We start from the raw sequence: 24781 nt of genomic DNA on the forward strand, positions 1-24781 counted from the left end.
AATCGAAGGCGAGCCGTAGCGGCTTGCCGGGGCCCAATAAGTGCGTTTGCCCGACGACGTCGGCCAGGGTATGCGGGCGCAGGCGCTCGGCCAGCGGCGCGTTCGGGTCGTCGCGCGCGGGCCCGGGGGTGTCGGTCTGGAAAAGGTCCTGGGAGCTCATTTGTCCCGAATTATCACATGGTGAGCGGTGAGCGGTGAGCGGTGAGCGGTGAGCGGGAAGCGGGAAGCGGGAAGCGGGAAGCGGGAAGCGGGAAGCGGGAAGCGGGAAGCGGTCCACTCCTCACTGCTCACTGCTCACTGCTCACTGCTGACTACTCCCCAATCACATCCGCGCCCTTCGGCGGCGTGAACTTGAAACGCGACGGCGCGATGGACGGATTGCGCACGAAGTGCGTCAGCTTGAGCGTGGTGTGCTGGCCGAATTGGTCGAACAACTCCATCTGCACCAGGGCGTCGCCCTTGAAACCCATGCGGATGCGCTCGAAGGTGGTGTCGCGGTTTTTAGGCGTGGCGTCCAGCCACTCGAGGCCGTCGCTCTCGCCCGCGTTTTTCAGGCTGAAGTATTTCTCGATGGCGTTGTCGCCGGCCAGCAGGGCGGCGGGCGTGCCGGCGATGACCTCGCCGAGCGGCTTGACGGTGACCTGGTCGAGATCGACGTCGTACAGCCAGAGTTTGGCGCCGTCGCCGACGATCACCTGCTCGTAGGGCGCGTTGTAATCCCAGCGGAACTTGCCGGGCCGGGCAAACGCCATCTGGCCGCTGGCCTGCTGGGTGATACGGCCGTTCTTGTCGGAGACGGTCTGGACGAAATCGGCCTGGGCGGTCCTGGCGCCGGCAATGAAGGCTTTCAGACGGTCGACGCCGCCGGCGTGGGCTGCGCTGGCGACCAGCGCAAACAGCAGAAACAATAAACGCATGAAGGCTCCAAAAGAAAGTGCGCCACAAGGGCGCACTTTGCATGACCCTGCAGGATGGCGAAAGTTTATTTCGTCTTGCAGGTTCTGATGCCGAACGGCAGGTAGGCTGGGCAAAATCCGAAGATGGCGGTCAGCAGGACGATAAAGCCCACGATGCCCGCTGGAACCATCCAGCTCTCGGCACCCGGCAAATTCGACATCGCATACCCAATGAGCGCGATCCCGACCACTGCGCGGACAATACGATCAACTCCACCGACGTTTTTTGCCATGCTTCCTCCTTTTGATTGATTGAACGTGTGCGATTGCTCGCCCTGCCATGCCGGGTAGACATGGAACAGACACGCAGGGCGAAGCTTAACGCAATTCACCCGATCAGCGGCACGATCAGCAACGCAACGATGTTGATGATTTTGATCAGCGGGTTGACGGCCGGACCGGCGGTGTCCTTGTAGGGATCGCCCACGGTGTCGCCGGTGACGGCGGCCTTGTGCGCTTCCGACCCTTTGCCGCCGAAATTGCCTTCCTCGATGTATTTCTTGGCGTTATCCCATGCACCGCCGCCGGTGGTCATCGAAATCGCCACGAAGATGCCGGTGATGATGGTGCCGAGCAGCACGCCGCCGAGCGCCTTGGGGCCGAGGATCAGGCCGACCAGAACCGGAACCAGCACCGGCAGCAGCGACGGCACGATCATTTCCTTGATTGCCGCCTTGGTCAGCATGTCGACCGCACGCGAATAATCGGGCTTGGCCGTGCCGGCCATGATGCCGGGGATTTCCTTGAACTGGCGGCGCACTTCGACCACCACCGAACCAGCCGCGCGGCCGACCGCTTCCATGCCCATCGCACCGAACAGATAGGGCACCATGCCGCCAATGAAGAGACCGATGATGACCATGTGGTCGGACAGGTCGAACAGCGTGACACCGCCCGTCTTGGCCTGCAGCGCGTGGGTGTAGTCGGCGAACAGCACCAGTGCGGCAAGACCGGCCGAGCCGATGGCGTAGCCCTTGGTGACGGCCTTGGTGGTATTGCCCACGGCGTCGAGCGGATCGGTGATGTTGCGGATGCTCTCCGGCAAGCCGGCCATTTCGGCGATGCCGCCGGCGTTGTCGGTGATCGGGCCGTAGGCGTCGAGCGCGACGATGATGCCGGTCATCGACAGCATGGCGGTGGCGGCGATGGCAATGCCGTACAGGCCCGCCAGCGCATAGGCGCCATAGATCGCCAGGCACACGGCCAGCACCGGTGCTGCGGTGGACTTCATCGACACGCCGAGGCCGGCGATGATGTTGGTACCGTGACCAGTCGTCGACGCTTGTGCGATGTGACGCACCGGCGCGTACTCTGTTGCGGTGTAGTACTCGGTGATGACGACCATCGCAGCGGTGAGCGCGAGGCCGATCAACGCGGCGTAATACAGGTTCATCGACGCGATCACCGAGCCGTCGTTCATCTGCAGGCCATCGCCGATCAGCATCTGCGTCACCGGGTAGAAGGCGATCAGGCTCAGGCCGCCCGCCACCGCGAGGCCGCGATACAGCGCGTTCATGATCTTGCCGCCTTCGCGCGCGGTGACGAAGAACGAGCCGACGATGGAAGCGATGATCGACACCGCGCCCAGCGCCAGCGGGTAGATCACCGCGCCGCTGCCGGCCTGGCTCGCCATCAGCACGCCCAGCAGCATGGTGGCGATCAGGGTCACCGCGTAGGTCTCGAACAGGTCGGCCGCCATGCCGGCGCAGTCGCCGACGTTGTCGCCGACGTTGTCGGCAATCACCGCCGGGTTGCGCGGGTCGTCCTCGGGAATGCCGGCTTCAACCTTGCCCACCAGGTCGGCGCCGACGTCCGCGCCCTTGGTGAAGATGCCGCCGCCGAGACGCGCGAAGATGGAGATCAGCGAGCCGCCGAAACCGAGGCCGACCAGCGAGTGGATCGCGCCTTCAGAGGTCGCGCCCATCATGGTCAGAACGGCGTAGTAGCCGGCCACGCCCAAGAGGCCCAGTCCGACCACCAGCATGCCGGTGATGGCGCCGCCCTTGAATGCGACGTTGAGCGCCGCATTCAGGCCGTGCGAAGCCGCTTCGGCGGTACGGACGTTGGCACGCACCGACACGTTCATGCCGATGAAGCCCGCCGCCCCCGAGAGCACCGCGCCGATCAGGAAACCGATCGCGGTGTGAGCCCCCAGCGCCAGCCACAGCGCGACGAACAGCACTGCGCCGACCATGGCAATGGTGGTGTATTGACGGTTGAGGTACGCTTGCGCGCCCTGTTGTACCGCCAACGCGATTTCCTGCATGCGTGCATTCCCGGCCGGCTTTTTCAGAATCCATCCGATCGATATCACGCCATATACCAAAGCCAGCACTGCGCTGGCCAAGATCCACATCAACTGCGTCTCCATCACAACTCCTTATCGTTTTACTACGCACCAAAACAAAACGGCAGCTTGCGCTGCCGTCGACCTATTTACCCATTGCCAGCCCACCCTCGAACCGTGTGCCGGGCTCGAACCCGAAGATCCGGTCAAGCTCAAGATCCCGGATGAGCTGATCGACCGCCCCCTGCCCATGCTCGCGCTGCACCTCCGACAGAATCAGCTTGGCTGAATTGCCGTTGTAGAAGCCGCCGAAATCGGCCTGGACTTTCAATAGTTGTTTGGCGCGGTCAAGTGTCATGTTGGCAGGAGTCTGGATTCAGCGATCAGGGCATGGGCTTTGCCCACACGTTCCCTGATCCCTGGCCCCTGAATCCCGATCTCTCAAAGTTTGAACGTAGGCAGCTTTTTCGCCACCGCGATGTTCTTCAGCGTCACGTACACCGGCAGGCCATCCTTGTATTTCGGATAGTCCTCGCCCTGGATCAGCGGCGTCAGATAGCGCTTGCACTTGGGCGTGATGCCGAAGCCGTCCTTGGTGATGAAGTCGCGCGGCATGAACTTCTCGACGTTGGCAACCTTGGACAGCGGTGCCATGCCGATCTTGTACTTGTAGGGGCTGTCGGAAATGCGGTCGACCGTCGGCATGACCGAGTTGTGGCCCTTGATCGCAAGCTCGACGGCCTTCTGGCCCAGTTCGTAGGCCTGCTTGACATCGGTCTTGGAGGCGATGTGGCGTGCGGCGCGCTGCAGGTAGTCGGCGACGGCCCAGTGGAACTTGTGGCCGAGCGCGTCCTTGATCATGTTGGCGACGACCGGGGCGGCACCGCCGAGTTGGGCGTGGCCGAAGGCGTCGCGCGAGCCCTGTTCGGCGAGGAACTTGCCGTCCGGATAGTGGCAGCCTTCGGAGACGACGACGGTGCAGTAGCCGTGTTCTTTCACCAGCTTGTCGACGCGGGCGAGGAACTTCTTCTGGTCGAATTCGATTTCGGGGAACAGGATCACGACCGGAATGCCGTGGTCCTCGACCAGACCGCCGGCAGCGGCGATCCAGCCGGCGTGGCGGCCCATGACTTCGATCACGAACACCTTGGTCGAGGTCTTGGCCATCGAGCGTACGTCGTAGCTGGCTTCCAGCGTGGAGACGGCGATGTACTTGGCGACCGAGCCGAAGCCGGGGCAGCAGTCGGTGATCGGCAGATCGTTGTCGACCGTCTTCGGCACGTGGATCGCCTGGATCGGATAGCCCATCTGCTCGGACAGCTGGCTGACCTTGAAGCAGGTGTCGGCCGAGTCGCCGCCGCCGTTGTAGAAAAAGTAGCCGATGTTGTGCGCCTTGAACACTTCGATCAGGCGCTCGTATTCGCGCTTGTTGGCTTCCAGCGACTTCAGCTTGAAGCGGCAGGAGCCGAAGGCGCCCGACGGTGTGTTGCGCAGCGCGGCGATCGCGGTGGCGCTTTCCTTGGTGGTGTCGATCAGGTCTTCGGTCAGTGCGCCGATGATGCCATTGCGGCCGGCGTAGACCTTGCCGATCTTGTCCTTGTGCTTGCGCGCGGTTTCGATCACGCCGCAGGCCGACGCGTTGATGACCGCGGTAACGCCGCCGGACTGTGCGTAAAAGGCGTTCATTTTTTTCGCCATGATGGGTGCTTCTCCTTGTTATTTCTGGTGGTCATTTGCAAAACAAAAAGCCAGCGCAAGGCTGGCTTTGAAATCAACTATTGCCGGACGCCTCGCCCTCGGCCAGGCGCTTGGCTTCTTCATCGGCCTGCATTTTCAGCAGCGTGGTGACGCAGTCGCCAATGTCGTCGTATTCCTCGCGTCCGGTGCTGAAGCGGTCGCGGATGCGATAGAAGAACATGCTGCGATAACGCGAGTCGCCCGTCTTGGACAGTACGAAATGACAGCCGCGCTCGTTCCAGTAAAAGCCCGGGCACAGCGTCAGTTCGCGGTCATCGATGTGCAGGCGGATTTCAGTTTCGACGTCCTGGATCTCGACTTCCCTGCCGTAGCGTTCCTTCACCGCGCTGGAGACGATCCAGCGTTCGGTGTCGGTCAGCGGGTGAATCTGTTGTGGCATCGTCGCCTTAGCCGAGTGCTTTGAAGATCGAATCGCGGATGCCTTCGACCTTGCCGACGCCGGCAACCTTCACGTACTTGGGTGCGCCGGCCTCGCCGCGCGCGGCCCAGTCGCCGTAGTACTTCACCAGCGGCTCGGTCTGCGCGTGGTAAACGTCGAGGCGCTTCTTGACGGTGTCTTCGTGGTCGTCGTCGCGCTGGATCAGGTCTTCGCCTGTGACGTCGTCCTTGCCGGCCACCTTGGGCGGGTTGAACACGACATGGTAGGTGCGGCCCGACGCCACGTGGACGCGGCGGCCCGACATGCGCTTGACGATCTCTTCGTCCGCCACGTCAATCTCGACCACATAGTCGATCGGCACGCCGGCAGCCTTCATGGCCTCGGCCTGCGGAATGGTGCGCGGGAAGCCGTCGAACAGATAGCCATTCTTGCAGTCGGCTTCGGTCAGTCGGGCCTTGACCATGCCGATGATGATGTCGTCGGAAACGAGACCGCCCGCATCCATGATGGCCTTGGCCTTCATGCCCAACTCGGTGCCGGCCTTGATCTGCGCACGCAGCATGTCGCCGGTGGAGATCTGTGGGATGCCGTATTTTTCCTTGATGTAATTGGCCTGCGTGCCTTTGCCCGCACCCGGACCGCCCAATAAAATCAAACGCATTACGTGTCTCCTCGATTTATGGATATGTCAAACCGCATTAGCCTAAGGCAAGCGCGGTTCGAGCAACACTTAAAAATTTTTATTGCGGGATTCAAGAGGCTGCTAGGCAGCCCCAAACAGGGCCCGCACCCGTGCCAGGTCTTCCTGCGTATCCACGCCCGGAGCGGGCGCGATCGGCGTCACGCCGAGGCTGATACGGTAGCCGTGCCACAACACCCGCAATTGTTCGAGCATTTCGTAACGTTCAAGCGGCGAGCTGGCCAGGCTGGCGTAAGTGCGCAGGAAGCCGACGCGATAGGCATACAGGCCGATGTGGCGCAGGGCGCCGAATTCGTGCGGCATCGGTTGCTGTGAGGCAAAGGCATCGCGCGGCCAGGGAATGGGCGCACGGCTGAAATACAGCGCGTAGCCGGCCTCGTCGGCCACCACCTTGACGACGTTGGGATTGATGAAATCGGCATGGTCGTGGATCGGGTGTGCCAGCGTGGCCATCACCGCATCGTCGTGCAGCACCAGCTGGCGCGCGGCTTCGCGGATCAAAGCCGGGTCGATCAGCGGTTCGTCACCCTGTACGTTCACCACCAACGTGCCGTCCGGCCAGCCCAGGGTTTCGGCGACTTCCACCAGGCGCTCGGTACCGGACTGATGAGCCGGCGAGGTCATCAGGGCCTGGTGGCCGGCGGCTTCGACTGCCTGCAGTACCCGCACGTCGTCGGTGGCGACCACCACCGATTCTGCGCCCGCCTGCAGGGCGCGTTCCAGTGCATGCAGCACCATGGGCCGCCCGCCGATATCCGCCAGCGGCTTGCCCGGCAGGCGGCTCGACGCGTAACGGGCGGGGATGACGACGCGGAAATGCACGGGCCAGCCTCAAGCCTTGCCGTGGATTTCGTCGGGCGACAGCGCACGCGCCTCTTCCGGCAGCATCACCGGAATGTCGTCACGGATGGGATAGGCCAGGCGGCAGGCGCGGCACACCAGTTCGTGCGCCGGCTTTTTCCAGTCGAGCGGGCCCTTGCAGACCGGGCAGACGAGAATTTCAAGAAGCTTTGGGTTCATCGATCAGAATCCTGTTGAATGGGGACAAAACGGCCGACTCGGGCTGCTTCGACTTGCTTTGGTAGAGATGGATGTCGGCGACCGACAGCAAGGTCATCAGGTCGTTGCCGTCGCGCGGGGCATGGCTGACGCCCAGGCTTACCGCCATCGGCAGGCCGTTGCTGGCGCTCCAGGCTTCGGTACGTGCCTCGATGCGCTCGAAAATCTGGTGGATGGCGGCCTCGTCGCGCTGCGGCAGAAGTGCGACAAATTCGTCGCCTCCCCAGCGTCCGCACACGCCCATTTCGGCCGATTCGTTGAATATCTGCGCAAATTCGGCCAGCACGCGGTCGCCCACGCCATGGCCGTAGCGGTCGTTGACGGCCTTGAACTGATTCAGGTCGGCAAATAGAACCGTGGCTGGTGTACCCGCATTTGTCTTGTCGAAAATGGTGTCTGCCGCGGCCAGCAGACCGTGACGATTAAGCAGTCCGGTCAGCGTATCGAAGCGGCTGCGATAATCGAGCTGGCGGCGCTGCGCCTCGATGTGCCCCATCAGGATGTAGGCATATAGGGCCAGAGTGACCCAGAACACACCGAAGAACACATCACCCGCATTGACCTCGAACCCCCCCAGGCGATAACGGAAAGCGAAGGCGATCGCCATGCCGAGGAATGCGCCGCCCAGTACCTCGGCGAACAGCCGCATGCCGTAACGCATACCGTTGCCTAGCAGCACCATTAAAAAAGCCAGCGCGGAAGGCGGAATCGGATTGGGGTCGTGGATCACGCACAGGGTGACGATGATCAGGTCGGCGCTCATGGCGCTGCGTATCTTCAGCAGCGTGACGTCTTGCAGCGCCTGCCGGAAGAACCAGCTGTTGATGAAGAAATAAACGCCTAGGGCAACCAGCAGCTGCTCGATGCTGAACAGCACCGGGCGGACGCTTTCCAGCGTGGAAAAATAGATGACCGCCAGCGAGAAAAACAGGTAGCGGGTGAAAAACTGGGTGACGAGCTCGGAACGGTCGGGCACCCAGAAGCCGGCGTCATCGCTTTCGGCTTCCCAATGGCAGGGGTGGCGGCGATCGCTCCAGTCCGAACTTTTAATGCCCATACATCCCTCCCTCAGATGCGCACGCACGGGCGAGCGCAATTATTGTTTGAGGCGTGCGTCCAGCCAGCGAACAAATCCATTTTCCAGGGTGACCTCCAGCCCCACCGCCCACCAGTCCGGCCCTGCGAATTCCCGGCATTTTACCGCGTCTTTTTCGGTCATCAGCACCGCCCCGCCCACGGGCAGGTCCGTTGGTCGGAAAACGTGGTGATCGGGGAAGGCTTGCGGGCGATAGTGCAGGCCGTGTCGGTCGAGCATGGCGAAGAATCCCTGCGGCCGGCCAATTCCGGTCGCGGCAAGCCAGTCGTGCGGCGGCAGGTCGCGCAGCGCCAGCTTTTCCTGCGGGGCGCACAACCGATAGGCGTGTCCCGCACTGTAGTCGGCCCGCCAGCCTGTGATCGAGCGATATGTACGCGGCTCGGCGGTATCGCGCACCACCTGGACGACCGCATCGACGCTGGCCAGCCGGGCGGCGGGCTCGCGCAGCGGACCCGCCGGCAGCAGCCAGCCGTTGCCCAGACCGGTCGTCGCATCGATGACGGCCAGTTCGATGTCGCGACGCAGGCGGTAATGCTGCAGGCCGTCGTCGGACACAATCACGTCCACGTCCGGATGATATTCAAGCAGGGTGTGCGCCGCTGCCACCCGGTCGCGTCCGACCACGACCGGCGCGGCCGTCTTGAGCCGGATCAGCACGGGTTCGTCGCCCACCTGCGCCGGGGGGCTGTCGGCCTGCACCTCGACGCAGCCGCACGCCGTCCCGCCATAGCCGCGGCTGATGACTCCTGGACGATAGCCCTGGCTGCGCAGCCAGTTCACCAGCCAGATCACCAGCGGGGTCTTGCCGCTGCCGCCGGCGGTGATGTTGCCGACCACGATCACCGGCACACCGACCGATACCGCATGAAGCCAGCCGCGCCGATACGCCAGGCGCCGCCATCCGGACACGACGGCGAACAACATGGCGAGCGGCAGGAGCAGCACAGCAAGCACGCCCGTGCGTGCCCAGACATGCTGTAGAGAGGACATGAGCCCGCTTAGGGGTTGGTTTGCGTGGCGAAGGTAATGCGGGTCAGCCCCTCGCGGCGCGCCGCTTCCATCACGTTCACCACGGATTGATGAGTGGCCCGCGCATCGGCATTGATCACCACGACCGGCTCGTTCTCGTTGGCGGCGGTTTTCTTCAGTGCGGCAGCCAGGCCATCGATCGACGCATCGCCCACGACCGTGCTGTCGATCTCGTAGCGGCCGTCTTCGGAGACGGCTACCTCGATCTGTTTGGGTGGGTTGGGCGTCTGGGCAGCGCTACTGGTCGGCAGGTTGATCTTGAGTTCGGCGAAACGCGCGTAGGTCGTGGTCACCGCAAGAAAGATCACGATGACGAGCAGGATGTCGATGAACGGAATCAGGTTGATTTCCGGGTAGTCCTCGCGGCGGCCTTTTCTGAAATCCATAGCTGCATTTACTTCCGGTCGCCGTGGACGATTTCCACCAGCTTGATCGCCTGCTGCTCCATGTCGACCACCAGCGATTCCACTTTGGCCCGGAAGTAGCGATAGAAAATCATTGCCGGGATCGCCACGATCAGGCCGAACGCAGTGTTGTAGAGCGCGATCGAAATGCCATGTGCCAACTGGCCGGGATTGGTGCCGCCGCCGGTCTGCGCGCCGAAGATCTCGATCATGCCGATCACGGTGCCGAGCAGCCCGAGCAGCGGCGCCATGCTGGCGACGGTGCCAAGCGAGGTCAGGAAGCGATCGAGTTCATGGGTGACGGCGCGGCCGGATTCCTCGATGGACTCCTTCATGATCTCGCGCGAGTTGTGGGCGTTCTTCAGCGCGGTGGCGAAGATCCGTCCTAGCGGCGAACCATCGGCCAGATGTGTGACCAGTTCCTGCGTCACGCCGCGTTCCTGATAAATCTTGATCGTCTCCAGCAACAGGCCCGCAGGGGCGACCTCCTGGCTGCGCAAGCTGTAAGCACGTTCGATGATGATGGCCACGGCGAGAACCGACGCCAATATCAACGGCCAGACCGGCCAACCGGCCGCCTCGATGATGGCAAGCACTGAATACCACTCCACAATAAAACAACCAGGCGAAATGTAGCGCTCACGCGCAGGTTTCGGCAAGCACCAAATTTTAGACCAGCAGCATTTTTCGGTCGGGGCCGGAGTTCTCCACAATTGATGTGGATAAGTCTGTGAAGAACGCCCTGCCGGCTTCCCTAAGCGCCCGCCCACAAAGGAAAAAGTGGTTTGGCCCAAAAAGTAGACAATGGCCTTATCCTTTTAATATCAAGCAGTTATAAAAAGACAACCATCGTCAATAGGGTTATCCAATTTTTTTTATGAGCGTTTGATGACTGTGCATGAACCGTGCCGAAGCGAACCCGTTATTCTGCACGCCATGGATTTCCCGGATGACTTTCCCGACAGTACGCCCGCCCTGCCCGTGCTCACCGTCAGTGAGCTCAACCGCATGGCGCGCCGCGCGCTGGAGTCGCAACTCCCGCTGCTCTGGGTCGAAGGCGAAGTGTCCAACTTCACCCGTGCCGCATCGGGCCACTGGTACTTTTCGCTCAAGGATGCCAATGCGCAGGTGCGCTGCGTGATGTTCCGCGGGCGCAACCAGTTTGCCGATTTCACCCCGGCCAACGGCGACCACGTGGAGATCCGCGCCCTGCCCTCGCTGTACGAAGCGCGCGGCGAATTCCAGCTTAGCGCCGAGGCGATCCGCCGCGCCGGCGCCGGGCGACTATATGAAGCTTTTCTGAAACTGAAGGCCAAACTGGAAGCCGAAGGCCTGTTCGAACCCGCGAAGAAACGCGCCTTGCCGCGCTTTCCACGCACCTTGGGCATCGTCACCTCCCCCCAGGCCGCAGCCCTGCACGATGTACTGACCGCGCTGGCGCGCCGCATGCCGGGCCTGCCGGTGATCCTCTATCCCACGCCGGTGCAGGGTGCGGGCGCCGGGGCGCAGATCGCCGCCGCCATCCGCACGGCGGGCGAGCGCGCCGAGTGTGACGTGCTGCTGGTGTGCCGCGGCGGCGGTTCGCTGGAGGATTTGTGGGCATTCAACGACGAGGCGGTGGCGCGCGCGATCGCCGCGAGCCCGATGCCGGTGGTGAGCGGCGTCGGCCACGAAACCGATTTCACCCTGGCCGACTTCGCTGCCGACCTGCGCGCGCCAACGCCCACGGCCGCGGCCGAACTCGCCAGCCCGGTGCGTCAGGAACTGCTGCAGCAACTGGATCACCTGGCCCGCCAGCTCCACCATCACCACGCGCGCAGGCAGCACAGCGAGATGCAGCGGCTGGATTACCTGGCGCGGCGGCTGGTCCACCCGGCCGAGCAGTTGCGCCGCCGGCAGACCGAATTGAACCAGCTGGCGCAGCGTCTCCATCACGCCAGCGGCACGCGCCTGACGCGCGAGCAATTGCGCATCGCGCGCCTGAGCCAACGGCTGGTGACGCCGCGTCACGTCATCCAGCGCGAACAGCAGCGCCTGGACGCGCTCGACCTGCGCGCACGACGTGCGGTTCAGGGCGGGTTCGGGCAGCACCGGCTCAATCTGGCGCGGCTGGCCAGCAGCCTCGCCCACCTCAACCCCGAAGGCGTGCTGGCGCGCGGCTACAGCATCGTCCAGCGGGAAAACGGCAGTGTCGTGCAGGATGCCGCGATGCTCGATGCCGGTGAAAAAATCGGCATCCGCCTACACCGCGGGCAGGTTCGCGCGACGGTCGACGCCACCCGCGAGGACTGAGCGGCTTACGTACTTAAATGGCGGGCCACGAGGTTCCTCGCCCGTAGGTCCAGATCGTCCGCGAGACAATCCAGTTCCACCACGTCAGGCCACGAGCGTAGCCAGGTCAGCTGGCGCTTGGCGAGCTGGCGGGTGGCGGCGATGCCCTGCTCGCGCAAGCCCTTCAAATCGATGTCGCCGTCGAGATAGGCCCAGGCCTGGCGGTAGCCGACCGCACGCATGGACGGCAGATCGGCGTTGAGCGCGTAACGGCGGCGCAGGGTGTCCACTTCGTCGACCAGGCCTGCGGCGAGCATGGCGTCGAAGCGTGCGGCAATGCGCTGATGCAGCACGGCCCGGTCGGATGGGATCAGGGCCAGTTGCAAGACGCGATACGGCAGTTCGGATTGCACACGGTCGAGCAGCGCCGACATCGGGGTGCCGGTGAGCCGAAAAATCTCCAGCGCACGGCCGATGCGCTGCGAATCGTTCGGGGCCAGCCGTGCTGCGGTCGCCGGATCGACCGCAGCCAGCTCGGCGTGCAGCGCCGGCCAGCCGCGCGCGGCCGCCTCCGCTTCCAGTTCCTTGCGCAACGCCGCATCGGCGCGCGGCAAGTCGTCCAGTCCCTGCAGCAGCGCGCGAAAGTACAGCATGGTGCCGCCGACCAGCAGCGGCACCCTGCCGCGCGCGGCGATGTCGGCCATCAACCGCCGCGCGTCGTCGCAAAACGCTGCGGCGGAATACGCCTCGGTCGGGTCGCGGATATCGAGCAGATGGTGCGGTGCGTGGGCGAGCGTGGCGGCATCGGGCTTGGCGGTGCCGATACCCATGTCGCGATACACCAGTGCCGAGTCGACGCTGACGATCTCGAGCGGGAAGCGCTCGACCAGGCCGACCGCCAGCGCAGTCTTGCCCGAGGCGGTCGGGCCCATGAGGAAAATGGCGGGCGGATGGCTGGATACAGGCATGGGGGGCGATTATCCCCCAGCTTTCCGTCGCGGCCGGCCCCCGTGTATGCGGAAAGTCCCCATGAAGCGCAGCGATTAAGGTCTAGAGTGAGGAACGGCAGGTCGTATGCGCCTGCCTGAAATCTGATGCGCTTATCCAATCCGGAGGGACGTAGTCCATGAATACCGACGAACTCAGATCCGTGGCGAATGCCATTGTCGCGAGGCAAAAAGGCGTGCTGGCAGCAGACGAAAGCAACCCCACCATCAAGAAGCGCTTCGATTCGATCCAGGTGGAGTCCACCGAGGAGAATCGCCGACGCTACCGTGAAATCCTGTTCACCGCCGAAGGGATCGAACGCACCCTCGGCGGCGTCATCCTGTTCGATGAAACCCTGCGCCAGCACACCCGCGACGGCATTCCTTTCCCCAGGCTGCTGGCAGACCGCGGCATCGTCCCGGGCATCAAGGTCGACCAGGGTGCCAAGGCGCTGGCAGGCCACCCCGGCGAGAAGGTGACCGAGGGACTGGACGGCTTGCGCGGCCGGCTTGCCGAATACAAACAGCTGGGCGCGCAGTTCGCGAAGTGGCGGGCCGTGATCGAAATCGATGAGCGCGACATCCCCTCGGCCTTCGGCATCCGCGCCAATGCCCACGCGCTGGCGCGTTACGCTGCGCTGTGCCAGGAGGCCGGACTGGTGCCGATCGTCGAACCGGAAGTGCTGATGGACGGCGCCCACGGCATCGAACGCTGCGAGGCAGTGACGGCACAGGCGCTGCAGGCCGTGTTCGCCGAACTCGACGCCCATGGCGTGCTGTTCGAGGGCATGCTGCTGAAACCGAACATGGTGATCGCCGGCAAGAAGTGCGCGCACCAGGCCGGCGTAGAGGCGGTGGCCGAAGCCACGCTGCGCTGCCTCAGGCGCTATGTGCCGGCCGCGGTGCCGGGGATCGTGTTCCTGTCCGGTGGGCAGAGCGCGGAAGACGCGACCGAGCATCTCAATGCCATGAATGCGCTGGGGCCGCAGCCATGGCAGGTCAGCTTTTCCTATGGACGGGCACTGCAGGCGCCGGTGCTGGCCGCCTGGCAAGGTCGGGAAGACCGGGTCGCAGCTGCGCAACAGGCGCTGCTCAAACGTTGCGACCTCAATGGCCTGGCACGCGACGGAAAATACCTGCGTGCCATGGAAAGCGCGACCTGATCCCGGCCACTTGGCCGCGTATGACGGTACGGTAGAACGGCCATAAAAAAGCGGCAGGGTTTCCCCTGCCGCTTCGACTGCCGGTGCCCGAGACGTCAGGCCGCGTGCGCGTACTGCGTCTTGGCCTTGCGCGCCGCCTCGATTTCTTCCGGGCCATAGGCCTTGCCGGACCACAGCATTTCGTAGGCGATCTCTTCGTTGCCGTTTTCACAGAGATCCAGCACTTTCTGGAACAGCGGCTGGAAGGTTTCGGAACGATGCGATCTCTCGTGGTTCTCGAAATCGGTCCAGAACGTCACGATCAAGGCTTCCTTGCCTTTCATCGGGCTTTCGACAGCCTGGCCGATGGTCGAACCTTCGTTCGACACCTGGCCGGAGTTCAGGGCCACGAAACCGCCGACGAAACCGGTATCGGAATGGTAGGTTTTGACGTTCTCACACAGAAACGCCACCCGTTCCTGCAGGTCGTCCACCGTGTATTCCGGTTTCAGGACCACCCGGTTGACTGTCACGATACCGTCGGTCGGAAAATTAGCGATCAATCCACTCATGGTTTTCTCCTTTCAGAAGGGTTGAACTACACCCCCAGTCTATATACCTGAGTAAATTAGTCAACTAATTTATTTAATTTTTGAATGCATGGATCATTATTTCTAATAATGGTGTCCGGCCGGGTTGATCCCACGGATCAAGAAATCAAATGTATCTTTTCTGCTCTTTCCGTCTGCCGGGCCGCTTCTTCATGATCACCACACCTTTGGCGACATCGATATCGGCAACCGGGATGTTCTCGTACAGGGGATTGAGCGGCTTCAGCATCCAGCCGTCGTCCCGCTTCACGATCTGGCGGAAGATGTATTCCTCGTTCACGTAGGCCACCACATAGGAGCCGTCCCTGACCAGGCCGGACGGCTCGACCACGATGATCTCGCCTTCTTCGAATTCCGGCATCATCGAATCGCCCAGCACCATCAACGCGTAGGGTTCGGCGCTGGCGCAGTTGCTGGCCTCGTTGACCTCCTGGATGGGAATGGTTTTGCGTTCGGTACGTTCGTTCATGATGGGCTCACTTCGCCAAATTAATTAGCCAAAGCTTATATATAAACGCGCCAGTCGCAAAATCAACGACCGCGCATGAACATGGCGTCGAGTTCGCCGAGGCTGACCTGGAACCAGGTCGGACGGCCGTGGTTGCACTGCCCAGCCCGTTCGGTGGCTTCCATTTCGCGCAGCAGCGCGTTCATCTCGGGCAGCGTCAGGCGGCGGTTGGCGCGCACCGCACCGTGGCAGGCGAGTGTCGCCAGCAATTCGTTGCGCCGTTCGGCGAGCAGACGCGCCACGCCGAATTCGGCAATTTCGGCCAGCACGGCGCGGGTCAACTCGACCGGGTCGGCGTCTTTCAGCAGCCACGGCACCGAACGCACCGCCACCGAGGTTGGCGATGTCACCGACAATTCGAACCCGATCCCGGCCAGTTGATCCAGATGCGGGCTGATTTCCGCCACATCGCGGGCGTCGGCCGTCAGCGCGACGGGGATCAGCAGCGTTTGCGCCGGCACTGCGCGCGCATCCAGCGCAGTCTTCAGCTTTTCGTAGACGACGCGTTCATGCGCGGCGTGCATGTCGACCAGCACCAGCCCCTGCGCGTTCTGCGCCAGCACGTACACGCCGTGCAGCTGGGCCAGTGCATAGCCTAGCGGCGGCGCATCGGTCCCCTCATCCGGCACGGGCCGCATCGTCGGCGCAACCGGCACCACCGAACCCTGCACCCTGGTCCCCTGGTCCAAAGGCGCATAGAATGCCATCGCTTCATTCACCTGCAGCGGCATCACCGTTTGTCGAGGCGCGGCCCAGGCCGGCTGCGGGGAAGCCTGCGACAGCCCGGATGCGGCCACGGCGACATCTGTTACCACCGGCGCCGACAGCAGGCGCTCGACCGCATGGAACAGGAACTGGTGCACGCCGCGGCTGTCGCGGAACCGGATCTCGGTCTTGGCCGGATGCACGTTGACGTCGACCAGATCCGGCGGCAGTTCGATGAACAGGCAATACGCCGGATTCAGTTGGTGATGGAGGACGTCGCGGTAAGCCTCCTTCAGGGCGTGGACGATCAGCTTGTCGCGCACATAGCGGCCATTGACGAACACATGTTGGCTGTCGCGGCTGCCCGTGGCGGCGCTGGGACGGATCACCCAGCCGGACACCCGCAGCACGCCGGCAGCGGCCTCGACTGCAATGCTGTTCTGCTCGAACGCCTCACCCAGCACCTGGCGTATTCGTGCATAGGCGGGTTCGGCGTTGAGGCGCAGTTGCGCCCGGCCGTTGTGGCTCAGCGTGAACGACACCTGCGGGTTCGCCAAGGCCAGGCGCCGCACGGTCTCGGCGCAATGGGCGTATTCGGTGGCTTCGGTCTTGAGGAACTTGCGCCGCGCCGGGGTACTGAAGAACAGGTCCTGGATGTCGATCGTGGTGCCTGCGGCGCGCGCGGCGGGCGCCGGCGCATCAAGGCGGCCGCCTTCGGCCTGTACCGCCCAGGCGTGCTCGGCATCGGCACTGCGGCTGGTGAGCTGAACCCGCGCGATGGCGGCAATCGATGCCAGGGCCTCGCCGCGGAACCCCAGACTCGCCACCTGCTCCAGGTCGGCCAGGCTGGCGATCTTGCTGGTGGCATGACGGGTCAAGGCCAGCGCCAATTCGTCGCGCGCGATGCCACTGCCGTTGTCGGCGACGCGAATGCGCTTGATGCCGCCCTGCTCCAGATCGACCTGGATGTCGGTGCTCCCGGCGTCGAGGCTGTTTTCCAGAATCTCTTTCAACGCTGCCGCCGGGCGTTCGACCACCTCGCCGGCTGCGATCTGCGAGATCAGCACATCGGGCAGAACTCTGATGGTCACAGCGAACCTGCGAACCCGACACCCCGCCGAGCGGCCATGGCACGCCCCAGACGCTCGATGGCGGCAGCGTCCAGAACCTGCCGCGCCAGCGGCAGCACATGGGTGTTCTCGAATTCGAGATGGCTGCGATTGAGTGCGGCGAAGCGATGCGTCAACCTCTCATCCAGTACGGCGGCCGAGCCGGCTTCGATCTGCTGCAGTTGTCCGCGCAGCCGTCGCCACAACAGCGCCAGTTCGTCGTGTTCCAGGGTCAGGCTTTCGACCAGATCGCAGGTGCCCGGCGCGCCGGCCTGTTCGAGCAGCGGAAACAGGTTGCGCTCCTCGTCGTCGTGGTGGTGCACCGCAGCCGTATCGAAATAGGTCAGGACCGCACGCGCTGCTTGCTGTGCCTGGGCATCCGCACCATGCATCGGCAGATGCGCCAGCAGTTTGCCGAGGGTATCGCACTGCCGGGCAATGCGACCGTGACAGGCTTCCAGCACATCGAGCGGCCGGTCGAATCCAGGGGCCGCCGCACCGAGCAGGCTCACGGTCATGGGTTGCGCGTCAGCCGCGACGGCGCAGTCAACGGATGCTTGGCAAAGTAATCCTTGACGCCATCGACGATGGCATCCACCAATTTGTCCTGGTAGCCGGGATCGTTGAGGCGTTTTTCTTCTTCGGGGTTGGAAATGAACGCGGTCTCGATCAGGATCGAAGGAATGTCGGGCGCCTTCAGTACGGCAAAGCCCGCCTGCTCCACCTCGCTCTTGTGCAGCGTATTGACGCCGCCGATTTCCTTCAGCACCGCCCGCCCCAGCTTCAGGCTGTCGTTGATGGTAGCGGTCTGCGACAGATCGATGAGCGTGCGCTTGAGGAAGGGATCCTTGACGTCGACGTTGACGCCGCCGATCAGATCGGCGTCGTTTTCGCGTTTGGCCAGCCAGCGCGCGGCAACGGAGGTCGCGCCGTTCTCGGACAGGGCAAATACCGACGAGCCGCGCGCGTGGGGCTTGATGAAGGCATCGGCATGGATCGACATGAACAGGTCGGCCTTCAGCGCACGCGCCTTGACGACCCGTTGCCCGAGCGGCACGAAATAATCGCCGTCGCGGATCAGGACGGCATGCATGTTTTCCTGGACGTCGATTCTCTGCTTGAGCTTCCTGGCCAGCGCCAGCGTGATGTCCTTCTCGTGGGAGCCGTTCGCCCCGCTGGCGCCGGGGTCTTCGCCGCCGTGGCCGGCATCGATCGCCACGGTAATCAGCCGCGCATACTGCGGCGCTCCCGGTTTGTCCTTCGCCTCCCTGGCTGGTTTGGCCGGTGTCGGCTGCTCGGCCACGTCCGGCTGCGATTGCGCGACGGGGCTGGCCACCGTATCGCCTGTCTGGGCCGGGTAGAGATCCACCACCAGCCGATGGCCGTATTGCCCCTGCGGTTGCAGCTGGAACACCGAGGGTTTGACGGCCGTTTTCAGATTCAGCACCAGGCGCATGACGCCAGGGCGGTTCATCCCGACACGGATCGCCCCGATGAAAGGGTCATCCGGGGTCAGTTGCCCGGCCAGGGCATCGAGCGCAGCGCCCGCCTCGACCCCCTCGAGGTCGATCACCAGCCGATCCGGGTTCGACAACAGGAAGTATTTATGGGCGACGGGCTGCGCCGCCTCCAAGGTGATCCGCGTGTAGTCGGACGACGGCCACAGACGGGTGGCGCTGAGTTGCAGCGCCTGGGCCCAGCCCGACGCAAGCAAACCGCACAGCAGGAAAATTCTCAACAAGGCGTGCAACATGTCTCCAGATATTGGGCGCCGCGCGGGCTCGCCGCTTCACATTCAATTTCGCGCGCATCGTCCGCGATTGTCAACCGGATGACCACATCCGGGGGCGGCAGCCAGCCTGCAGCCTTTTCCGGCCATTCGATCAGGCTGACGGCGTGGCCGTCGCTTACGTCGCGAAATCCCGCGTCAAGCCACTCGCGCGGATCATGCATACGATATAGATCAAAATGATACAGTTCAAATGCGGGCAGGCTGTAGCTTTCTACCAACGTATAGGTCGGACTCTTCACCCGACCGCCATAACCCAGCGCACGCAGCACCCCGCGCACTAGCGTCGTCTTGCCCGCGCCAAGATCGCCTTCCAGATAAAAAGTCAGCCCCGCCGTCAGCCCCTGCACCATTTGCGCGCCGAATGCCAGCGTCGCGGCTTCGTCGGCCAGATGGCGACAGCAGCGCACGGTATCATCGGTCTTATGCATGAGCAGGATTTAACGCGATTGGCAGGGCAAATCAGGCAATGGGGGCGCGAGCTCGGCTTTGCCGCGGTGGGCATTGCGGACGGCGAACTGAGCGCGGCCGAGGCAGGCTTGCAGGCGTGGCTGGATCGGGGCTTTCATGGCGAGATGGATTATATGGCGGCACACGGCACGAAGCGCAGCCGGCCAGCCGAACTGGTGCCGGGAACGGTTCGCGTCATCAGCGCGCGGCTCGACTATTTCCCGCCGGCCGCCGCCGACCCCCACGTGGTGCTGGCCGACGCGGACGCCGCCTATGTCTCCCGCTATGCGCTGGGGCGCGACTATCACAAGGTGCTGCGCAACCGCCTGCAAACACTGGCCGAAAAAATCAGCGCGGAAATCGGCGCGCACCATTTCCGCGTCTTCACCGACAGCGCGCCGGTGCTCGAAGTGGAACTCGCCACGAAATCCGGGCTCGGCTGGCGCGGCAAGCACACGCTGCTGCTGAACCGGCAACACGGCTCGTGGTTCTTTCTCGGCGAAATCTACACCGACCTGCCGCTGCCGGTGGACGCGCCCGAGGCCGGCCACTGCGGTACCTGCCAGGCCTGCATCGACGTCTGCCCCACCCAGGCCATCATCGCGCCCTACTCGCTCGACGCGCGGCGCTGCATTTCCTATCTCACCATCGAACTCAAGGGCAGCATCCCACTGGAGTTGCGCCCGCTCATCGGCAACCGCATCTACGGCTGTGACGACTGCCAGCTGGTGTGTCCGTGGAACCGCTTTGCGCAGGCCGCCGCACTGCCCGATTTTGAAGTGCGGAACGGACTCGACAGCGCGCGGCTGGTGGACCTGTTCGCCTGGAGCGAGGCCGACTTCAACGAACGCCTGGCGGGTTCGGCGATCCGCCGCATCGGGCATGAGCGCTGGCTGCGCAATATCGCGGTCGCACTGGGCAACGCACAGCCTTCGTCCGATATCAAAGCAGCGCTCAATGCTCGCCTGGACCACCCGTCCGAACTGGTGCGCGAGCATGTCGCGTGGGCGCTGGCGCGCCAGGAAATAGCTTAGACCGCCTTTAATTCCTGCTTGGCGCTGTTTTAATTCACGCGCAGCTCACGCTGCGCATGCCGGATCACCGACGCGCCCGAGCTCAGCGCCAGTCCCGCCAGCACCAACGCCACTGCGATATCCGGCCAGCCGCGCGCGGTCGCCCATACCCCAGCTGCCGCCCCCATCACCGCCAGGTTGCCCAGCGCGTCGTTGCGCGAACACAGCCACACCGAGCGCGCCTGCGCGTCACCCTGGCGATGCGCATACAGCAGCGCGGCGACACCGACGTTGACCGCCAGCGCCAGCAGGCTCACCCAGCCCATGATGAAGGGCTCCGGCACCACGCCCGCCGACCACTGCCAGACCGACTTGCCGAGCACGAACACACCGTAGCCGATCATCAGCCAGCCCTTCCACAGCGCGGTGCGCGAGCGCCATACCGGCGCCAGGCCGAGAACGAACAGCGCCACGCCGTAGTTGCCGGCGTCGCCGAGGAAATCGACCGCGTCAGCCAGCAGCGACACCGACTGCGCCGCAAAGCTGGCAACGATCTCGACGCCGAACATCAGCGCGTTCAGCACCAGCGCAATCCACAGCGCACGCCGGTAGCCCGGGTCGGGCGGCGGCGCGTTGCACACCGAATCGCAACCGCAGCCGCTCATGCGGGATGCCGCCACAGGCGGCCCTGAAGGTAAAATACTGGCTTTGTCATCCCGCCATCCTGCCACCCATGTCCACGAATGCACACTCCCCGATCGGCGTATTCGATTCCGGCATCGGCGGACTCACCGTGGTACGCGCCCTGATGGAGCGCCTGCCCTACGAGAACATCGTCTATTTTGGCGACACCGCACGCGTGCCCTACGGCGTGAAATCGGTCGAGACCATCGCCCACTTCACCACGCAGATCGCGCAGTTCCTGCTGGAAAAGGACGTCAAGCTGCTGGTCATCGCCTGCAACACCATGGCGGCGGTGGCGGCGCAGGTGGTCAAGGACCTGTCGCCGGTGCCGGTGCTCGACGTGATCGACGCCGGCGCCGTGTCGGCGCGCGGCGGCAAGAAGATCGGCGTCATCGGCACCCCTACCACCATCAACAGCAACGCCTACGCGCGCGCCATCCACGACTATGCGCCCGACTCGCGTATCCATTCGCAGGCCTGCGCGCTGTTCGTGCCGCTGGTGGAGGAAGGCTGGCTCGACCACGAAGTCACCCGGCTCACCGCGCAGGATTACCTGAAGCCGCTCATGGCCGAGCACATCGACACCCTGGTGCTCGGCTGCACCCATTACCCGCTGCTGAAGCCGCTGCTGCGCCAGGTGGTCGGCGACGACGTCGCATTGGTCGATTCCGCCGAAGCCATGGCCGAACAGGTCGCCGCGGTCCTGGCCGAGAAACATCTCGCCAACCCCAGCCACGCCCAACCGCGCTACGACTTCTACGTCACCGATGTACCGCTGCGCTTCCAGACCATCGGCGAGCGCTTCCTGGGACGCACCTTGAACAACGTGCATGTGGTGAAGTGGTGATCGCAAAACCGCAGCCATGATCCGGGTCAACGCCCAGATCGAGCTCGACGAGCGCGAAATCCAGGAGGACTTCGTGCGCGCCTCGGGACCCGGCGGGCAGAACGTCAACAAGGTGTCGACCGCCGTGCAACTACGCTTCGACGTCGCCCGCTCGCCTTCGCTGCCCGAGCCGGTGCGCGTCCGCCTGATGGCCCTCGCGGGCCGCCGTCTCACCCAGGAGGGTGTGCTGATTATCGAAGCCGAGCGTTATCGGAGCCAGCGGCGCAACCGCGACGACGCGCTGGAACGGCTGATTGAACTGGTTCGTGAAGCCTGCGAAGTGGAGACGCCGCGCCGCCCCACCCGGCCCACGCTGGCGTCAAAAAAACGGCGCCTGGACAGCAAGCAGCGGCGGGGGGAGACCAAGAAACTGCGTGGCTTGAAACCCGGGACGGAGCACTGATCGGATCAAGATTGCGGATAGCGCGTTCGCTTCATTTCCACATCACATCGGCCTTTTGCCGCGCGGCAGCCGTGAGCAGTTCGATCAGGGGCAAGGCCCGGTGCGCCAGACTGACAGGCAGCTCGTCCGAGTCGTCGTTCTCGGCTTTCCTGGATTCGTTCCGGGCCGGCGCCGCCTCGATCGCGCGCTTCAACCGATCCAGCGCCGCAGGCACATCCTCGGCCAGAATGGCGCCGGGCACCGTTTCGCTGTGCCCCATCATTTTCAGCATGCCGAGCGCGACATCACCAAACATCGTGATGTCGGCATAGGCCTTACATGTAAACGTCACCAGCATTTTCGTCTCCTAAATCAAGGGCGGACCCGTTTACAGCCAGGGCAATTCCCCTGCATCGGAAGGCCGCCTCGGGAATTCATGTTGCCAGCAGCGCAGGCAACATGCGTGCCGCGCCTTTTCGCACAAGCAATCGCTTGCATGATGCGGCCATTCAGCAGCACCCGGCGGCAGATCCATCAGGAAATCGTGATGCGCCAGGATGGGCCATTTTCATGCTCATCGCCTGTGCGGTCGAGATGGCGAGCCACCAAAGTAACCTCTCGACAGGGTGCTTGCGCACCTCGCTGCCCACTTCCGTCGCCAGCGTACCGAGCTCAGGATCGGCGTCTGAGAGGTGAGGCGAACAACTGGTCGAATGTTTCAACACCCGTCGAGCAGCGACTGCCCGCGAGGATCACGCCGATGCCGCCTGCGCGCAGCCGCTCGAGTGCATCCGAAGCCCCGTGACCGCTTCGATGGCAAAGGGACCCTCTTTTACCTTGCCAGGCACATGCCACAGGGTCCCGGCATCATCCCGATCAGCCGCAATATTAAGAGCACGCGATCCATCATGGCACGTCCTTGATCACAAACGGGAATCGAGTCCCAAGCGCTCCGCGCAACCGGGACAAGCCAGTGTCCGAGATTCTTCCGATAGCGCTCAGTCTGGCCCTTGACCAAACCATAATGCCCCTGCAGCTTGCCGAGCAGGGCTCCTTGTCGCCTTCGGCCATCATGAGATCGTCGTCAGTAAGTTTGCCGCCGGGCCGCCTGAAATTACTGGCGATACCGATCGCGAGCGTCTTCCTCTTTCTTCTTCCGATCCAACTCCTCCTGCGTGGCTCTCTTCTTCCCATTCGGCTCCTGCTGGGTAGCCTTGCGCTTTTGATCCTGCCCCTGCGCTTCGGGTTGAGCGCGCTTCTGCTCCAGATTTTGTTGCTGCTTCTGTTGTTGCTGGCGCTGCTGCGCTTGCTGCCGTTCCTTCTGACGTTGGTCTAGCTGACGTTGGCCCTGTTGACGTTGGTCCTGCTGACGTTGGTCCTGCTGACGCTGGTCCTGTTGACGCTGGTCCTGCTGACGCTGGTCCTGTTGACGCTGGCCCTGCTGACGCTGGTCTTGCTGACGTTGGTCTTGCTGACGTTGGTCTTGCTGACGTTGGTCTTGCTGACGCTGGTCCTGTTGTTCCTGCTGTACACGCGGTTTGAAATACTGCTGCGTGACAGGCTCACGCGGCTGGTAGCGGTAATACTCGGATCGGATCGTATGCTGCTGTTCTACTGCGCGAGGATAACGGTCGCCGGAATAGTTCCGCTGGTAGGTCGGCAATGGCGCGGGAACCGGGGCGGAGCCACGGTCCCAACGGTCCCACCCGCTTCGACGCTGTTCCCAGTCGCGACCCCAGTGATCTCCCCAACGTGGCGGCGCGTCGGCACGCCAGCCACGGAAATACGACGGAGGCTGGCGGTAGTAGCGTACCGGGACGCGCAGCACATAAGCCGGCACATCGTAATAATCCACCCTATCCCACGGGCCGTTATACCAGCTGCTCGCATACCAGTCATCACCCAGGAACACCCAGTAGAGGCCGTCGTAAAAGAAATAATTCGAATCCACGCGGGGGCCGTAGTAGACGGGATAGCCCGGTATCTGGACAAGATCCGGGTACGTCGAAAAATTGATGCCGATGTTGACACCAGGATATCCGACTCCGACCGAGACATGGCTAGATGGTGGGTAGGGCGGAGCGGTATAGCACCCCTCGACAAGGACTATCGATATCGCAATGATCAGGTAGGTCTTTTTCATTTTCTGCTCTGTACTTAATCCCGGGCCATCGCCCAGCTATCGGGTATGACCCGTTGCGTGTTCGCCACGGTGTCGCTGCTCTCCGGGCGTCCACAGAGATCTTTCTGCCGTTGACTGCTTCACTTGCGAACAAGCAGCAGCGCGGCTCCCGCCACGATAGCCGCCACACCCGCCCAGACCGGAATATTGACCGTCTCCCTGTCCTTGATCGACAGTTCAAGCGGTCCCAGCTTCACCTCATCCGTTTTTTTCGTATAAGTGAATCCGCCGTAGATCAGTCCCAGACTCCCGGCCACGATCAGTGCGATAGCCACGATTTTGACTGCGTTCATTTCAGTCCCTTTCAAGTAGCGCCAAACCAGTCTGTAAGGGAAAACGTTCGGGAAGGCTGAACCGCCTTGAATGACACGGATGGCATGACAGACAACGGTCGC

29 protein-coding genes and 1 pseudogene are annotated in these 24781 nt (G+C 63.3%); 5 read left to right on the forward strand and 25 right to left on the reverse strand.

What is annotated here, in order from left to right:
* From B058_RS18370 to B058_RS0115285, 14 genes and pseudogenes are all read right to left on the reverse strand, one after another.
* Positions 1-160, reverse strand: a pseudogene (locus B058_RS18370) (recombination factor protein RarA); the annotation flags it as partial.
* A 151-nt stretch (positions 161-311) separates the two neighbouring features.
* Positions 312-917: an outer membrane lipoprotein periplasmic chaperone LolA gene (gene lolA / locus B058_RS0115225; protein ID WP_018509359.1), complete on the reverse strand. Its 606-nt coding sequence runs from the start codon at positions 915-917 to the stop codon at positions 312-314.
* A 65-nt stretch (positions 918-982) separates the two neighbouring features.
* Entirely contained in the window at positions 983-1189 is a 207-nt protein-coding gene (locus tag B058_RS0115230; protein WP_018509360.1) for a YgaP family membrane protein, read from the reverse strand.
* Positions 1190-1284: 95 nt separating this feature from the next.
* A complete protein-coding gene (locus tag B058_RS0115235; protein WP_018509361.1) occupies positions 1285-3327 on the reverse strand; it encodes a sodium-translocating pyrophosphatase in 2043 nt (680 codons plus the stop codon).
* A gap of 61 nt (positions 3328-3388) precedes the next feature.
* Positions 3389-3601 (reverse strand): hypothetical protein, encoded by a 213-nt coding sequence (locus B058_RS0115240; protein WP_018509362.1) that lies wholly within the window; start codon positions 3599-3601, stop codon positions 3389-3391.
* 83 nt (positions 3602-3684) lie between these two features.
* Positions 3685-4941: a 6-phosphofructokinase gene (locus B058_RS0115245; protein ID WP_018509363.1), complete on the reverse strand. Its 1257-nt coding sequence runs from the start codon at positions 4939-4941 to the stop codon at positions 3685-3687.
* A gap of 73 nt (positions 4942-5014) precedes the next feature.
* The gene (locus B058_RS0115250) at positions 5015-5380 is read right to left on the reverse strand and encodes a hypothetical protein (RefSeq protein WP_018509364.1); all 366 of its coding nucleotides are present in this window, start codon (positions 5378-5380) and stop codon (positions 5015-5017) included.
* A 7-nt stretch (positions 5381-5387) separates the two neighbouring features.
* Positions 5388-6041: an adenylate kinase gene (gene adk / locus B058_RS0115255; RefSeq protein ID WP_018509365.1), complete on the reverse strand. Its 654-nt coding sequence runs from the start codon at positions 6039-6041 to the stop codon at positions 5388-5390.
* Between the two features lie 102 nt (positions 6042-6143).
* Positions 6144-6902: a 3-deoxy-manno-octulosonate cytidylyltransferase gene (gene kdsB / locus B058_RS0115260; protein ID WP_018509366.1), complete on the reverse strand. Its 759-nt coding sequence runs from the start codon at positions 6900-6902 to the stop codon at positions 6144-6146.
* Between the two features lie 9 nt (positions 6903-6911).
* The gene (locus B058_RS0115265) at positions 6912-7100 is read right to left on the reverse strand and encodes a Trm112 family protein (protein ID WP_018509367.1); all 189 of its coding nucleotides are present in this window, start codon (positions 7098-7100) and stop codon (positions 6912-6914) included.
* Complete coding sequence (locus tag B058_RS0115270; RefSeq protein WP_018509368.1) at positions 7081-8196, reverse strand: GGDEF domain-containing protein; 1116 nt, start codon at positions 8194-8196, stop codon at positions 7081-7083. Before B058_RS0115270 ends, B058_RS0115265 begins: the two co-directional genes overlap by 20 nt.
* 39 nt (positions 8197-8235) lie before the next feature.
* Complete coding sequence (lpxK, locus tag B058_RS0115275) at positions 8236-9225, reverse strand: tetraacyldisaccharide 4'-kinase (RefSeq protein WP_026240972.1); 990 nt, start codon at positions 9223-9225, stop codon at positions 8236-8238.
* 8 nt (positions 9226-9233) lie between these two features.
* A complete protein-coding gene (locus tag B058_RS0115280; RefSeq protein ID WP_018509370.1) occupies positions 9234-9650 on the reverse strand; it encodes an ExbD/TolR family protein in 417 nt (138 codons plus the stop codon).
* An 8-nt stretch (positions 9651-9658) separates the two neighbouring features.
* Complete coding sequence (locus tag B058_RS0115285) at positions 9659-10264, reverse strand: MotA/TolQ/ExbB proton channel family protein (RefSeq protein WP_018509371.1); 606 nt, start codon at positions 10262-10264, stop codon at positions 9659-9661.
* Positions 10265-10604: 340 nt separating this feature from the next.
* On the opposite strand from B058_RS0115285, the gene xseA reads away from it, so the two are divergent.
* Positions 10605-11960: an exodeoxyribonuclease VII large subunit gene (xseA, locus tag B058_RS0115290; RefSeq protein ID WP_018509372.1), complete on the forward strand. Its 1356-nt coding sequence runs from the start codon at positions 10605-10607 to the stop codon at positions 11958-11960.
* Positions 11961-11965: 5 nt separating this feature from the next.
* On the opposite strand, the gene miaA is transcribed toward xseA, so the two are convergent.
* Positions 11966-12907: a tRNA (adenosine(37)-N6)-dimethylallyltransferase MiaA gene (miaA, locus tag B058_RS0115295; RefSeq protein WP_018509373.1), complete on the reverse strand. Its 942-nt coding sequence runs from the start codon at positions 12905-12907 to the stop codon at positions 11966-11968.
* Positions 12908-13065: 158 nt separating this feature from the next.
* On the opposite strand from miaA, the gene B058_RS0115300 reads away from it, so the two are divergent.
* Positions 13066-14088, forward strand: coding sequence for a class I fructose-bisphosphate aldolase (locus tag B058_RS0115300; protein ID WP_018509374.1), 1023 nt, complete (start codon positions 13066-13068; stop codon positions 14086-14088).
* A 95-nt stretch (positions 14089-14183) separates the two neighbouring features.
* Here the strand turns inward: B058_RS0115300 and B058_RS0115305 are convergent, their stop codons facing one another.
* The 6 genes from B058_RS0115305 to tsaE all read right to left on the reverse strand — a co-directional run bounded on the left by B058_RS0115305 (position 14184) and on the right by tsaE (position 19220).
* On the reverse strand, positions 14184-14639 hold the full coding sequence (locus B058_RS0115305) for a hypothetical protein (RefSeq protein WP_018509375.1): 456 nt from the start codon (positions 14637-14639) through the stop codon (positions 14184-14186).
* Between the two features lie 145 nt (positions 14640-14784).
* Entirely contained in the window at positions 14785-15147 is a 363-nt protein-coding gene (locus tag B058_RS0115310) for a S24 family peptidase (RefSeq protein WP_018509376.1), read from the reverse strand.
* Between the two features lie 62 nt (positions 15148-15209).
* Positions 15210-16982, reverse strand: coding sequence for a DNA mismatch repair endonuclease MutL (gene mutL, locus B058_RS0115315; protein ID WP_018509377.1), 1773 nt, complete (start codon positions 16980-16982; stop codon positions 15210-15212).
* On the reverse strand, positions 16979-17518 hold the full coding sequence (locus B058_RS0115320; RefSeq protein ID WP_018509378.1) for a hemerythrin domain-containing protein: 540 nt from the start codon (positions 17516-17518) through the stop codon (positions 16979-16981). Before B058_RS0115320 ends, mutL begins: the two co-directional genes overlap by 4 nt.
* The gene (locus B058_RS0115325) at positions 17515-18753 is read right to left on the reverse strand and encodes an N-acetylmuramoyl-L-alanine amidase (protein WP_018509379.1); all 1239 of its coding nucleotides are present in this window, start codon (positions 18751-18753) and stop codon (positions 17515-17517) included. Before B058_RS0115325 ends, B058_RS0115320 begins: the two co-directional genes overlap by 4 nt.
* Entirely contained in the window at positions 18735-19220 is a 486-nt protein-coding gene (gene tsaE, locus B058_RS17095; RefSeq protein WP_018509380.1) for a tRNA (adenosine(37)-N6)-threonylcarbamoyltransferase complex ATPase subunit type 1 TsaE, read from the reverse strand. Before tsaE ends, B058_RS0115325 begins: the two co-directional genes overlap by 19 nt.
* Here tsaE and queG point away from each other — a divergent pair.
* Positions 19215-20273: a tRNA epoxyqueuosine(34) reductase QueG gene (queG, locus tag B058_RS0115335; RefSeq protein ID WP_040724671.1), complete on the forward strand. Its 1059-nt coding sequence runs from the start codon at positions 19215-19217 to the stop codon at positions 20271-20273. The genes tsaE and queG overlap by 6 nt on opposite strands.
* Positions 20274-20302: 29 nt before the next feature.
* On the opposite strand, the gene B058_RS0115340 is transcribed toward queG, so the two are convergent.
* A complete protein-coding gene (locus B058_RS0115340; protein WP_342661993.1) occupies positions 20303-20932 on the reverse strand; it encodes a cation efflux transmembrane domain-containing protein in 630 nt (209 codons plus the stop codon).
* Positions 20933-20985: 53 nt separating this feature from the next.
* Here B058_RS0115340 and murI point away from each other — a divergent pair, with 53 nt between their 5' ends.
* Together murI and arfB are read left to right on the forward strand one after the other, a co-directional pair.
* A complete protein-coding gene (murI, locus tag B058_RS0115345; protein WP_018509383.1) occupies positions 20986-21783 on the forward strand; it encodes a glutamate racemase in 798 nt (265 codons plus the stop codon).
* Positions 21784-21799: 16 nt separating this feature from the next.
* Entirely contained in the window at positions 21800-22225 is a 426-nt protein-coding gene (arfB, locus tag B058_RS0115350) for an alternative ribosome rescue aminoacyl-tRNA hydrolase ArfB (protein ID WP_018509384.1), read from the forward strand.
* A 31-nt stretch (positions 22226-22256) separates the two neighbouring features.
* On the opposite strand, the gene B058_RS0115355 is transcribed toward arfB, so the two are convergent.
* The 3 genes from B058_RS0115355 to B058_RS0115365 all read right to left on the reverse strand — a co-directional run bounded on the left by B058_RS0115355 (position 22257) and on the right by B058_RS0115365 (position 24679).
* On the reverse strand, positions 22257-22562 hold the full coding sequence (locus B058_RS0115355; protein WP_018509385.1) for a DUF1840 domain-containing protein: 306 nt from the start codon (positions 22560-22562) through the stop codon (positions 22257-22259).
* A gap of 756 nt (positions 22563-23318) precedes the next feature.
* The gene (locus B058_RS18205) at positions 23319-24347 is read right to left on the reverse strand and encodes a hypothetical protein (protein ID WP_211208716.1); all 1029 of its coding nucleotides are present in this window, start codon (positions 24345-24347) and stop codon (positions 23319-23321) included.
* Positions 24348-24466: 119 nt separating this feature from the next.
* Positions 24467-24679, reverse strand: a complete 213-nt coding sequence (locus tag B058_RS0115365) for a hypothetical protein (protein WP_018509388.1) — start codon at positions 24677-24679, stop codon at positions 24467-24469.
* Positions 24680-24781 lie beyond the last annotated feature (102 nt).

The sequence above is a fragment of the Thiobacillus thioparus DSM 505 genome (assembly GCF_000373385.1).
In the GTDB taxonomy this organism is placed as follows: domain Bacteria; phylum Pseudomonadota; class Gammaproteobacteria; order Burkholderiales; family Thiobacillaceae; genus Thiobacillus; species Thiobacillus thioparus.